This window comes from Burkholderia sp. CpTa8-5 (genome assembly GCF_017815045.1).
Classification (GTDB): Bacteria; Pseudomonadota; Gammaproteobacteria; order Burkholderiales; family Burkholderiaceae; genus Burkholderia; species Burkholderia sola.
In genome coordinates, this window is record NZ_JAGIQD010000003.1 from 103,630 (window position 1) to 116,190 (window position 12,561).

The 12,561-nt window shown below is 69.1% G+C and carries 12 protein-coding genes; 9 read left to right on the forward strand and 3 right to left on the reverse strand.

Annotation, left to right across the window (positions count from 1 at the left end; all coding sequences use genetic code 11):
- Positions 1-75 precede the first annotated feature (75 nt).
- Positions 76-768, reverse strand: a complete 693-nt coding sequence (locus tag J8I35_RS06690; RefSeq protein ID WP_209924820.1) for a dihydrodipicolinate reductase C-terminal domain-containing protein — start codon at positions 766-768, stop codon at positions 76-78.
- A gap of 379 nt (positions 769-1,147) precedes the next feature.
- On the opposite strand from J8I35_RS06690, the gene J8I35_RS06695 reads away from it, so the two are divergent.
- The 5 genes from J8I35_RS06695 to J8I35_RS06715 all read left to right on the forward strand — a co-directional run bounded on the left by J8I35_RS06695 (position 1,148) and on the right by J8I35_RS06715 (position 5,961).
- On the forward strand, positions 1,148-1,861 hold the full coding sequence (locus tag J8I35_RS06695) for an SDR family NAD(P)-dependent oxidoreductase (RefSeq protein ID WP_124555980.1): 714 nt from the start codon (positions 1,148-1,150) through the stop codon (positions 1,859-1,861).
- Positions 1,862-1,950: 89 nt separating this feature from the next.
- Entirely contained in the window at positions 1,951-2,664 is a 714-nt protein-coding gene (gene creB / locus J8I35_RS06700) for a two-component system response regulator CreB (RefSeq protein ID WP_209924821.1), read from the forward strand.
- A gap of 15 nt (positions 2,665-2,679) precedes the next feature.
- Entirely contained in the window at positions 2,680-4,140 is a 1,461-nt protein-coding gene (gene creC / locus J8I35_RS06705; protein WP_209924822.1) for a two-component system sensor histidine kinase CreC, read from the forward strand.
- A 105-nt stretch (positions 4,141-4,245) separates the two neighbouring features.
- Positions 4,246-5,634, forward strand: coding sequence for a cell envelope integrity protein CreD (creD, locus tag J8I35_RS06710; protein WP_124630710.1), 1,389 nt, complete (start codon positions 4,246-4,248; stop codon positions 5,632-5,634).
- 129 nt (positions 5,635-5,763) lie between these two features.
- A complete protein-coding gene (locus tag J8I35_RS06715) occupies positions 5,764-5,961 on the forward strand; it encodes an oxidoreductase-like domain-containing protein (RefSeq protein ID WP_080334376.1) in 198 nt (65 codons plus the stop codon).
- A gap of 90 nt (positions 5,962-6,051) precedes the next feature.
- Here the strand turns inward: J8I35_RS06715 and J8I35_RS06720 are convergent, their stop codons facing one another.
- A complete protein-coding gene (locus J8I35_RS06720) occupies positions 6,052-7,512 on the reverse strand; it encodes an MFS transporter (protein WP_209924823.1) in 1,461 nt (486 codons plus the stop codon).
- A 147-nt stretch (positions 7,513-7,659) separates the two neighbouring features.
- Between J8I35_RS06720 and J8I35_RS06725 the strand changes: the two genes are divergently transcribed.
- Positions 7,660-8,532 (forward strand): LysR family transcriptional regulator, encoded by an 873-nt coding sequence (locus tag J8I35_RS06725; protein WP_209924824.1) that lies wholly within the window; start codon positions 7,660-7,662, stop codon positions 8,530-8,532.
- Positions 8,533-8,591: 59 nt separating this feature from the next.
- Complete coding sequence (locus J8I35_RS06730; protein ID WP_050017431.1) at positions 8,592-8,912, forward strand: hypothetical protein; 321 nt, start codon at positions 8,592-8,594, stop codon at positions 8,910-8,912.
- A 32-nt stretch (positions 8,913-8,944) separates the two neighbouring features.
- Here the strand turns inward: J8I35_RS06730 and J8I35_RS06735 are convergent, their stop codons facing one another.
- Positions 8,945-9,847 carry a LysR family transcriptional regulator gene (locus tag J8I35_RS06735; protein ID WP_124555974.1) on the reverse strand — a complete coding sequence of 301 codons (903 nt, stop codon included), beginning with the start codon at positions 9,845-9,847 and terminating at the stop codon, positions 8,945-8,947.
- A gap of 99 nt (positions 9,848-9,946) precedes the next feature.
- Here J8I35_RS06735 and J8I35_RS06740 point away from each other — a divergent pair, with 99 nt between their 5' ends.
- Positions 9,947-10,924 carry an NAD-dependent epimerase/dehydratase family protein gene (locus J8I35_RS06740; RefSeq protein ID WP_124638459.1) on the forward strand — a complete coding sequence of 326 codons (978 nt, stop codon included), beginning with the start codon at positions 9,947-9,949 and terminating at the stop codon, positions 10,922-10,924.
- A 131-nt stretch (positions 10,925-11,055) separates the two neighbouring features.
- On the forward strand, positions 11,056-12,447 hold the full coding sequence (locus J8I35_RS06745) for an RtcB family protein (RefSeq protein WP_209924825.1): 1,392 nt from the start codon (positions 11,056-11,058) through the stop codon (positions 12,445-12,447).
- Positions 12,448-12,561: the final 114 nt, after the last annotated feature.

Sequence of the window (12,561 nt, forward strand, 5' to 3'; positions counted from 1 at the left end):
AGGAGGGCATAGGAGGGCATTTGCGGGCATAGGCCGGCCCACGCCATGGGGCCGTGCCGCACGCCAGCGCCGCGACTACAACCAGCCGTTGCGGATGAATTCGACGATCGAATAGCGACGATGCTCGAGATCGTGCTGCCGCACGGCCTCGACGATCCGCGATACGCCATCCGCATAAGGCGTATCGCCGGATACGCGCGATTCGAACTGGAGGCTGCATGCGCCATCGTCGATGCGTATCCGGTGAACCGCATGGCGGCCGAGCTGATCGTCCGGGATGCCGAATTCGCTGCGCTGCGCAGCCGGGTCGCGCACGGAGCGAATGGTTTCCGGCCGCACGCCGAGCGACCGGGCGATGCCGACGGCCGTGCCGGGGACGGACGTCTTGCCGGCCTGATGCGACTCGGTCACGCTGATCTCGCAGTCGCGGAACAGGTGGCCGCTGGTTTCCAGCATGCTCATGAACTTGAGCATCAGGATGTTCGTGTTCGGACACAGCACGACCGGAAAGCCGTACGTCCCGGTTTCGAGGTCGGAGCCGGTCGACAACTCGACGAGCGGCGACGCGGTGGCCTGGCAGAACGCGATCGCCGCGGCGAGTTCGCGGCCGGAACCGGCATGGACGACGATCGAGCGGGCGTCGCTACGCCGCGCGTCGGTTCGCGTGGCGTCCGACCACGGCGTCACGCGACAGCTGGCCGGGTCGAGCTTGTGCGAGCCGAGCAACTCGTTGGCGAGCTTGCCGGTTCCGATGACGAGTACTTGCATGGGATGGACGGGTTGAGGTTCGGGATGCGAGACGGTGATGGGCGCGGGTCTTCGGGCAGGCCAGCCCGGCCGCCTTGCCGCGCGCCATGGGTGCCGGGCATCGCGCATTATGCCCGGCCGTCCGACCGCGTGCTCGTCGACTCGCGCAGGCATCGCACCGTCTCGCGACGGATAGGTCGCGCTCTGTTTCGCGATGCCGCCGCCGAATGGCCGCCAGCTTCCCGTCGACCTTTCGCCGAGCTCCCTCCCTCCCGGCCAGCCGCGGTCCACCGACGGACGAACCGCGCGACCGCACCCTCATCCCGTGCGCACGAACGCGTGAACGGCGCTACGCTGTCGGCATTTCATCCCATTACCCTCGATCCAGGAGAACACATCGATGGAACACGACCTGAAAGGCAAGGCAGTCGCGATTACCGGCGGCTTCGGTCATCTGGGCGTCGCGACGGCCGCGTGGCTCGGCGAGCGCGGCGCACGCGTCGCGCTGATCGGCCGCGGCGCGGCCCCGGCGGCGCAGGCGCTGCCCGGCGTGCCGGCCGATGCGCTGCGCATCGGCGGCATCGATCTCGTCGATCCGCAGGCCGCCGTGCAGGCGCTCGACGCGGTCAACCGCGAATTCGGCCGGGTCGACGCGCTGCTGAACATCGCGGGCGCATTCGTGTGGCAGACGATCGCCGACGGCGATGCCGCCACGTGGGACCGCATGTATGAACTGAACGTGAAGACAGCGCTGAACGCGTCGAAGGCCGCACTGCCGTACCTGGTCGCGAGCCAGGCCGGCCGCATCGTCAACATCGGCGCGGGCGCGGCGTTCAAGGCCGGCGCGGGAATGGGCGCGTATGCGGCCGCGAAGGCGGGCGTCGCGCGGCTCACCGAGGCGTTGGCGGCGGAACTGCTCGATCGCGGCGTGACCGTGAACGCGCTGCTGCCGAGCATCATCGACACGCCGCCGAACCGCAAGGACATGCCCGACGCCGACTTCTCGCGCTGGGTCCGGCCCGAACAGCTCGCGGCGACGATCGGATTCCTGCTGTCGGCCGACGCGCAGGCGATCACCGGTGCGTCGATTCCGGTGAGCGGCCGCGTCGCGTAGTGCGCTGCGGGCAGGGCTCGCCGGGGCCGGCCGTGCGTACAATGTCGCACCGGATTGCGCGACCCGGACCCGAGACCGAACCCGACACCATGACTCAGCCCACCATCCTGATCGTCGAAGACGAACAGGCGATCGCGGACACGATCGTCTATGCCCTCGGCACCGACGGCATGCAGACCGTCCACTGCACGCTCGGGCAGGCGGCGCTCGACCGCCTGCGCGACACGCGTGTGGATCTCGTGGTGCTCGACGTCGGCTTGCCGGACCTCAGCGGCTTCGAGGTATGCCGGCGGCTGCGCACGTTCACCGATATTCCGGTGATTTTCCTGACCGCGCGGCACGACGAGATCGACCGGATCGTCGGGCTCGAGATCGGCGCCGACGATTACGTCGTCAAGCCGTTTTCGCCGCGCGAGCTGGCCGCACGGGTGCGCGTGATCCTGCGCCGCTTCCGCCGGGCGGCCACACCGGAGCCGGCGCCCGCACCCGCGCCGGCCGACGCGCCTGCACCGGTCGCCGCCGGCTTCACGCTCGATGCCGACGGCGCGCGCGTGGCGTGGCTCGGCCACGCGCTGGACCTCACGCGCTACGAATTCGGACTGCTCGCGTTGCTGGTCCGGCATCCGGGCCGCATCTACTCGCGCGAACAATTGATGGATCTCGTGTGGCACGAGGCGCTCGATTCGGCCGACCGCACGGTCGACACGCACATCAAGACGCTGCGCGCCAAGCTGCGCGCGATCGATCCCGAGCGCGACCCGATCCGCACGCATCGCGGAATGGGTTATTCGCTGCAACCGTAACGACCGGCACCGCCCATGCATATCGGCCTGCGCATCTTCTTCGGCTTTTTCCTGATCGTCGGCCTGGCCGCGCTGATCACGCTGCGCGTATTCGTGCAGGAGGTGAAGCCCGGCGTGCGCGAAGCGATGGAGGACACGCTCGTCGATACCGCGCAGGTGCTGGCGACGCTGGCGGCCGACGACATGGCGAACGGCCATATCGCCGACGGCACATTCGCACGGCAGCTTGGGAAACTGCACGAGCGCTCGGTTAGCGCCAACGTGTGGGGCATCCAGAAGAACGCGATCGGCTACCGTCTCTACATCACCGACGCGCACGGCATCGTCCGCTACGACTCGTCCGGCAGCGCGGTCGGGCAGGACTATTCGCGCTGGAACGACGTGTACCGGACGCTGCGCGGCGAATACGGCGCGCGCAGCACGCGCAGCGATCCGAACGACGACAGCAGCACCGTGATGCACGTGGCGGCGCCGATCCGGCGCGGCAACGAGATCATCGGCGTGCTGACGATCGCGAAGCCGAACCAGACGGTCGCGCCGTTCATCGCGCGCAGCCAGCGCAAGATCATGCTGTACGGCGCGTTGCTGATGGGCGGCGCGATCCTGATCGGCGCCGCGTGCACGTGGTGGCTGGTGCTCGGGCTGCGGCGCCTGCAGCGCTATGCGCGCGCGATCGCGGCCGGCGAGCGCGCGTCGATGCCGCTGCAGGGCGCGAACGAGCTGGCCGAACTCGGGCGCGCGGTCGAAAGCATGCATCAGCGGCTGGAAGACCGGCAGTACGTCGAAACCTACATCCACACGCTCACGCACGAGATGAAGAGCCCGCTGGCCGCGATCAGCGGCGCGGCCGAGCTGTTGCAGGAAGACATGCCGGTCGCGAACCGCCGCCGCTTCACCGAGAACATCCGCCGCCAGGCCGGCCGCCTCGAGCAGATGATCCGCAAGCTGCTCGCGCTGGCCGAGGTCGAGCAGAAGCAGCGGCTGTCGGTGCACGAGCCGGTCGCGTTGCGGCCGGTGCTCGAACAACTCGTCGACGATATCGAACCGCGCGCGCGGCAGCGCGGCGTGAGCCTGCGGATCGACGCGAACGATGCGGCCGAGGGAGCCGATGCGCCGGTCGTCGACGGCGATCCGTTCCTGCTGCGGCAGGCGCTCGGCAACCTGCTCGACAACGCGCTGGATTTCGCGCCGCAGGGCAGCACGATCCGGATCGCGCTCGAGCGGCAGCCGGCGGGCAGGGCACACGTCGCGGTCGTGCGCGTCGCCGACGACGGCCCCGGCGTGCCCGACTATGCGCTGTCGCGCGTGTTCGAACGCTTCTATTCGCTGCCGCGTCCCGACGGGCAGGATCGCAGCACGGGCCTCGGGCTGTGTTTCGTCCGCGAGGTCGCGATGCTGCACCACGGCCAGGTCGCGCTCGCGAACCGTGCGGAAGGCGGCGCGTGCGCGACGCTCACGCTGCCGTCGGCGGCCTGACCGCGCGCTTCACGTTCGCCACACATTCGCTTCACGCCGGCTTCAATCGCCCTTCACCGGGGCCGCGCATGCTGACCGTACCTTCCACTCCGGTACCTGCCAGCAATGAATCGAGTCCTGTTGTTCAAGTCCATGATCACCGCGTTTCTCGCGCTGGCGATCCTGATCCCGCTGCAGATGGTCCAGAGCATCGTGCGGGAACGCGCCGACTATCGGCAGAACGCGCTGCAGAGCATCTGGGCGAGCTACGCGGGGCCGCAGACGGTGACGGGACCGGTGCTCGTTGTCCGTTACACGGAAGTCACGCGCGTGAGCGACGACGTGCGCGCCGGCGGCAAGGCGAAAACCAGCCTGAAAAGCGAGACGAAACGGCTGCTCGTGTTTCCGAAGACGCTGAACGTCGACGGCACGCTGTCGGTCAGCGTGCGCTATCGCGGCATCCACAAGGCGCTCGTGTACGGGCTCGACAGCCGGATGACGGGCACGCTGCCGCTGCCGGACCTGAAGAAGCTGCCGCAGGCCGACGGGCACGTGAGCTTCAAGATCGACGGTGCGTATGTCGCACTCGGCATCGGCGACCTTCGCGGGTTGAAGGCGCAGCCCGACCTGCGCATCGGCGGCAAGCGGATCGACGTGGAGCAGGGCACGCGGCTCGAGAGCCTGCGCCAGGGCGTGCATGCGAATGTCGATCTCGCGGCGCTGGCGGACGCAAACGCAGGCGCGACGGTCGTGCCGTTCAGCATCGGCCTGCCGCTCGCGGGCGCCGAATCGGTCGCGTTCGCGCCGGTGGGCGACCAGAACGACTTCTCGCTGAAATCGACGTGGCCGCATCCGAGCTTCGGCGGCGAATTCCTGCCGGCCGACCGCACGATCGACGCGCGCGGCTTCGTCGGCAACTGGCACGTGACGTCGTTCAACACGAAGGCGCGCGAGCAAGTGGCGTCCGGCACCGGCGACGGCGAGATCGAGATGGCGTCGGTATCGGTGATCGAGCCCGTGAACGTCTATCTGCAGGCCGAGCGCGCGACGAAATACGGCGCGTTGTTCGTGATGCTCACGTTCGCGAGCTTCTTCATGTACGAGCTCGTGAAGCGGCTGCGCATTCACCCGATCCAGTACACGCTGGTCGGCCTGTCGCTCGCGCTGTTCTTCCTGCTGCTGCTGAGCCTGTCCGAGCATATTGCGTTCGGCTATGCGTATCTCGCGGCGAGCGGCGCATGCATCGGGCTGCTGGGCTTCTACCTGTCGTTCGTGCTGCACAGCGTGAAGCGCGGCGCGACGTTCACGGCGCTGCTCGCGATGCTGTACGCGGCGCTCTACGGGCTGCTGCTGTCGGAAGACAATGCGCTGATGCTCGGTTCGCTGCTGCTGTTCGCGATCCTCGCCGGCATCATGACGCTCACGCGCCGCGTCGACTGGTATTCGCTCGGCGCCGCGTGGCAGCCGCTGGCCGACAAGCCGGCGGCGGTGAAGCCGGGCGCGCCGGCGAAGTAGGCGAGCAAGCGGGCGGGCTCGGCGATCGCGCAGTGACGGACGCGTTCATCGTCGGCCGGCCCGGCCTGCCGAAAGCGGCGGCGGCCCGGATCGCCCTATACTGAGCACTCCACATTACCGGACCACGCCGTGCCGAACCCAGTTTCAGGAGATCCGTCCATCGACGATCCCCGTCCGACCCCGCCCATCCAACCCGAACTGGAAGACTGCTGCAACAGCGGCTGCTCGCCGTGCGTCTTCGATCTGTACGACGAAGCGCTCGCGCGCTATCGCGTCGAACTGGCCGAATGGGAGGCGCGGCAGGCACAGCGCGAGCATCGCAAATAAACCGGACGCCGGCGAGCGGCCATGCGTTGCATGCACCGCATCTGTCGCCGACGTCGGACTGACGAGGCCAATTCCGTCACGCGTCAGGCGTCACGCATCCGCATGCAGCCGCCGATGCATCGGCCCGAGCGCCATCGACAATGCAATGCAGCCCACCAACACGATCGTCAGCGTGAACATCGACGCCCTGAACCCCTGCACGTAGTCGAGCGCGGCCGGATGCACGCCGAGGCGCGCGAAGAACACGCCGCCGATCGTCGCGGCGCCGACCGCCGCGCCGATCTGCAGCATCGCGCTGACCATCCCCGACGCGACGCCCGCGCGGGCCGCGTCGACTTCCGCGAGCACGATCCGCACGACCGACGGCAGCACGAGCCCTTGCCCGATGCCGATCGCCGCGATGCCCGCATAGAAGCCGGGCCCCGGCGCGCCGTCGCGGGCCAGCGCGGCGGCGCTCGCGACGCCGGCCGCGAGCATCGCGAAGCCGAGCGTGAGCACGCGATACCCGCCGAAGCGGGCGACGAGGCGCGTCGTCAGCAGCGGGCTCGCGAGGAAGCCGAGCCCGAGCGGCAGGATCGCGAAGCCGGACGCGAGCGGCGACCAGTTCAGGCAGCCCTGCAGATAGATCCCGTAGCTCAGGAAGAACGCGCTCAGCATGTAGAACAGGAACGCGAGCAGGAGCCCGAGCGCGACGACCGGGTTGCGGAACAGCCGTACGTCGAGCAGCGGATCGTGGCCGCGCGCGAGCCGGCGCGCTTCGACCGCCAGCAGCGCGCCGAGCATCGGCAGCGCGCCGATGCCGCACGCGATCATCCACAGCGGCCAGCCGGCTTCCCGACCGTGCGTGAGCGGGTACACGATCATCAGCAGGAACAGCGACATCAGCACCGTGCCCGGCACGTCGATGCGCTGGCCGCGCGGTGCGCGGTTTTCCGGGATGAAGCGCCAGCTGCCGATCAGCGCCAGGATGCCGATCGGCAGATTGACGAGAAAGATCGCGCGCCAGCCGAGCCCGAACGGATGCAGGCTGATCAGCGCGCCGCCGCCGAGCTGGCCGATCACGGCCGCGAGGCCGAACGCGAACCCGTAGAAGCCCATCACGCGCACCTGTTCCTGCGGGCTGAATACGCTGCGGATCGTCGCGAGCACCTGCGGCGCGAGGATCGCGGCGAACAGGCCCTGCAGCACGCGGCCGCCGACCAGCACCGTGCCGTTGCCGGCGAGCCCGCACAGCGTCGACGCGAGCACGAAGCCGGCCATGCCGATCATGAACATGCGCTTGCGACCGTACAGGTCGCCGAGGCGTCCGCCGGTGATCTGCACGACCGCGTTCGCGCACGCATAGGCTGACACGACGAGCTGCAACTCGGCCTGGCGCGCGCCAATGCCGTCGCGAATGGCCGGCAGCGCGAGGTTCACGATGAAGTAGTCGAGCGGCGGCAGAATGGCGCCGACCAGCAGGACCACGAGCGCCCAGCCGTGATGGCTGCGCGGCGTCGCCGCGGCAGCCGCGCCGGCCGGCGCGCAGGGGGCGAGGGTGTGGTTCGTCATGATGAAAGCAGATCCAAAGAATGAGGGCCCGATAGGCGATCGACGCAAGCAGGCCGTTGACTCCTTATTCTGGCCATCGCCCATAATTCGGAAAAGCGGGAAAGAGTGGTAGCATCCATCGGGTTATTCGATGGATGGAGGGTGGCGATGCGCGGTTTCGACCTGGACCAATTGCGCACTTTCGCGGCGGTCGCGGACGCCGGCAGCCTGACGGCCGCCGCGCCGCTGCTGCACCTGTCGCAATCGACGGTCAGCGAGCAGGTGCGCAAGCTCGAATCGCGCGCCGGCGTGCCGTTGTTCGTGCGCAGCAAGCGCGGCGTCGAGCCGACGCCGGCCGGCTCGCGGCTGCTGCAGCACGCGCGGCGCATCGTCGCGCTGAACGAGGCCGCGTTCGACGAGCTGCGCGGGCAGGCGATCAAGGGCGAGTTGCGCGTCGCGATCACCGACTACTACCGCACGAATGAAGTGGCGGGCATGCTGGCGCGGCTGCGCGAGTGCTACCCGCAGTTGAGCCTGCACGTGAGCGCGATGAAGAGCGCGGAGATCGAAGCGGCGCACGCGCGCGGGCAGGTCGATCTCGGCGTGGTGATGAACATGTCGAGCGGGCCGTTCCGGCCGGTGTCGGCCGACACGCGCTGGGTGCTGCGGCGCGAACCGCTGTCGTGGGTCGCGTCGCCGGCGCTCGCCGAGCAATTGCCCGAGCCGCTGCCGCTGGTGCTGCTGCCGGACGACTGCATGATGCATCAGGTCGCGGTGCGCTCGCTCGACGAGCAGCACACGCCGTACGTGCTCGTGCACAGCGCGTCGGGTGTCGCGGGGTTGCAGTCGATGCTCGCGGCGGGGCTTGGGGTCGGCTGCCTGTGCGCGTCGGCGATCGGCGACGGCCTGATGCGGCTCGGCACCAAATACCGGCTGCCGCCGCTGCCGGACGCGGTGTTTTCGTTGACGCCGCCGCTGCCGGGCGAGCGCGAGACCGTCACCCAGGCGCGCGAGGTGCTGTCGCGTCAACTGCTGATGTAAAACCATGCCGCGCGACACGCGGCGGCGCGTCATCGAGAGACGCGCCAAGGGGCACAGGCATGAACGACGAACTGAAGCGCGAGATGGCCGCGAAGCTGCAGGATGCGCTGGAGCGCGTGGTCGATGAGCGTTCGCTGATCCACTTCCTGCGCGTGCTCGGCCATGACTGGCATACGGAGCGGCAGCTCGAGGCCGACTCGCCGCTGTCGCCGTACGCGCACGCGGTGCTCGGCTGGGAAAACCGTTCGATCGGCGAATACCTGGAAGCGATGATCGACTGGGCGGAGGCGTCGGAAGAGGGGCTGCGCTTCTATGACGTGCCCGACAATCCTTGGCGGCGCATCGCCGATATCCTGTTCGCCGGGAAAATCTACGAATAGCGCGCGGCCGCGCTATTCGTGCCCACGGCTTTCTACTCGGTGACCTCACCGTCCGCATACGCACGCAGCCCGTTGGCCAGTGCATCGAACACGGCGCGGCAGCGCGGGCTCGTCCGCAGGTCTTCGTGCATCACGACCCAGGTTTCCAGCCGCATCGCCGGCCCGTCGGGCAGCACGCGCACGAGCCGCGCGTCGCGTTTCGCGAGCGCCGTCTGGCAGAAGCCGATCCCGTAGCCGGCGCGGATCATCGCGAGCTGCGCGAGATTGCTGTCGGTGCGCAGCGCGAACGCTTCGCGCTTCCAGAGCGGCATGCCACGCGCCGCCGAGCGGATGAACGGCGTGACCGTGTCGAAGCCGATCAGCGCGTGATGCGCGAGCGCGTCGCTCGTCACGGGCGCGCCGTGGTGCGCCAGGTAATCGTCGCGCGCATAAAGCCCGACCTCGATGTCGCCGACGCGTCGCGCGACGAGCGCGTCCTGCGTGGGCGGCGCCATTCGGACCGCGATGTCGGCCTCGCGTTTCAGCACGTCCTGGATGCGGTCCGTCGGCACCAGTTCGATCACGAGCCCCGGATGGTCGCGCCGAAGCTGCGCGAGCATCGGCGGCAGCACCTCGACGGCGATCACGTCGCTGGCCGAGATCCGCACGATGCCGCGCACGCCGGCGCCGTGGCTGGCCGCCGCGCGCTCGAACGCCGCCGCCGCGCTGCGCAGCGCCTCCGCATGGCCGCGCAGCGCGAGCGCGGCCTCGGTCGGCAGCAGGCCCGACGGCGAACGCGTGAACAGCGTCTGGCCGAACGCGGCTTCGAGCGCCGCGACATGGCGGCCGGCCGTCGGCTGCGTAATGCCGAGCGCGCGCGCCGCGCCGGACAGCGAGCCTTCCGTCAGCACCGCGAGGAAGGTGCGGTAGCGTTCCCAGTTCAGATCGGTGGTCATGCATAAATGTATAGCAGATCCGACGGGTTCGGCAATTCCTTGATAGCGGCCGGCGCGCCAGAATGCGTGTCGTGATGGCGCCATTCAAGGAGAGCGGCAATGTTGTCAAATGCAGGCGGGACGCAACGGCAGGCACTCGTGCTGGGCGCGAGCGGCGGGATCGGCGGGGAAGTCGCGCGGCAGTTGCGCGATGCGGGCTGGCAGGTGCGCGCGCTCAAGCGCGGGCTCGATGCCGAGGTCGTGGAGCGCGACGGCATCGCATGGGTGCGCGGCGACGCGCTGGATCGCGCTGCGGTGGTGCGCGCCGCGCGCGGCTGCAGCGTGATCGTGCATGCGGTGAACCCGCCCGGATACCGGAACTGGGCGACGCAGGTGCTGCCGATGATCGACAACACGATCGCGGCGGCCCGGACCGTGCAGGCCACCGTCGTGCTGCCGGGCACGGTCTACAACTTCGGCGTCGATGCGTTTCCGGTGCTGCGGGAAGATGCGCCGCAGCATCCGGCGACGCGCAAGGGCGCGATCCGCGTCGAACTGGAGCGCCGGCTGCAGGACGCCAGCGTGCACGGCGTGCGTTCGATCGTCGTGCGTGCCGGTGATTTCTTCGGACCGCAGCTCGGCAACAGCTGGTTCTCGCAGGGGCTGATCAAGCCGGGGCGGCCCGTTTCGGCCATCAGCGTGCCGAGCCGCGGCGTCGGCCATCAATGGTCGTATGTGCCGGACGTGGCCCGCACGATGCTCGAGCTGATCGAGCGCCGCCAGACGCTGGAGCCGTTCGCGCGTTTTCATCTGGGCGGGCATTGGGATGAAGACGGCATGCAGATGGCGCAGGCCGTGCAACGCGTCGCGCAACGGCACGGCATGCGGCCGGCGCTGCGCGATTTCCCGTGGTGGCTCGTGTGGGTGGCCGCGCCGTTCGTCACGACGATGCGCGAATTGCTCGAGATGCGTTACCTGTGGCGCGAACCGATCCGGATGGACAACGCGCGTGTGACCGCGGTGCTCGGCCGCGAGCCGGTGACGCCGCTCGAGACGGCGGTGGAGGCGACGCTGGCGGGGCTCGGGTGTCTCGGGTGAGCAACGGTCGTCGCGGATGTCGCGCGGCTCTGCTATGATCCGCGCTTCCTTCCTCGACGCTGCTGCAGGAAGGTACCCACGACCGCCGGAATGCCGGAGGTCGCGTCGTACCTTTTTCATTTCCAGCAGCGATGTCTACTTTCCCTCGTCTGAAAAAAGCCTTGCAGCGGCAAGGCATCCATGTCGACCATCAGGCCGGCATCTACCATTTGCGCAATGAACAGTCGCAGGCTTCCGTGCTGCTGCCCGATTCGCTCCCGCTCGAGGAGAAGGCCGTGCAGCAACTGCTCGCGTTCGCCGCGGTCAGGTCGCCTGATGGCCACCACGGCGTCTGCAAGGCATGCGCGACGCCCGATTTCCATCCGGGCGGCGTCGCGCCGGTCGGCTCGATCGTCGCGACCGACGACGCGTTCGTGATTCCGGCCGCGATCGGCACCGACATCAACTGCGGGATGCGCCTCGTCACGACGGGTCTCAAGCGCTCGGCCCTCGCACCATTCGAAGCGGCGCTCGTCGAGCGGCTGACCCGTGCGATTCTCGCGGATCGCCGGGACGTGCCGGTCGGTGGCGACGCATTTCGCGCGCTGTTCGACGCGGGCCCGGCGGCATTCATCGACCGCGTGGCGCGGCAGGGGCTGTGGCAGCAGGTCGACCGCGACCGGCTGGCCGCTGAACTGTCGTCGTGCATCGGTCTCGCCGGGTTCGACGGCAGCGCGAAGTATGCGCCGGACGCGCACGTCGGCTCGCGCGACATGTTTCGCGACCCGAGCCTGGGTACGCCGGGCTCGGGCAACCATTTCGTCGAACTCCAGATCGTCGACGCGGTGTTCGACCGGCATGTGGCGTACCGCGCCGGGATCGCGAAGGACGATGTCGTCGTGATGATTCACAGCGGCTCGCGCGATGTCGGCTTCTACGTCGGGCGGCGCTGGATGGATCGCGCGCGTGCCGCATGGCCGGCCGGCGTCAGGCATCCGGAGAGCGGCCTGTACGGTCTGTCCGGCGAACTGGCGCGCGAATACCTCGTCGCGATGGGCACGGCCGCGCGCTATGCATGGCTGAACCGCGTCGTCCTCGCGGAAATGGTGCGCAAGGAGCTGGCGGAACTGACCGGCGCGACCGGTTCGGCGCTCGTGGTCGATGTGCCGCACAATGTCGTGCTGCGCGAGAACGGCATGAACATCCACCGCAAGGGCGCGACACCCGCGCGCGATGGCGATCTCGCGCTGATTCCCGGCTCGATGGGCGACGCGTCGTTTCTGGCCACCGGGCTCGGCCATCCCGACTGGCTGTGGTCATGCAGCCACGGCGCGGGCCGGGGCGTGCGCCGTCAGGCGTTGCGAAGGATGCGTGCCGAGCAGGCGCCCGGTACATGGCGATGCGTGACGTTGCGCGACGAACGCCGGATCGAGGAGGCGCCGGACGCCTACAAGCCGATCGGGCCGGTGATCGACGCGCAGGAGCAGGCCGGGCTGATCCGCAGTGCGGTCCGGCTGAAACCGTGGATCACGTTCAAGGCGTGACGGGCGGCGGCGCGTGCGCGTTGCGTCGCCGTCATTTTCTGCGCCAGGCGCAGCCATGCACCTCGACCGCTTTCCGGTGCATCGGGCCATGCCCGACACCGGAGGGCGTCAGAC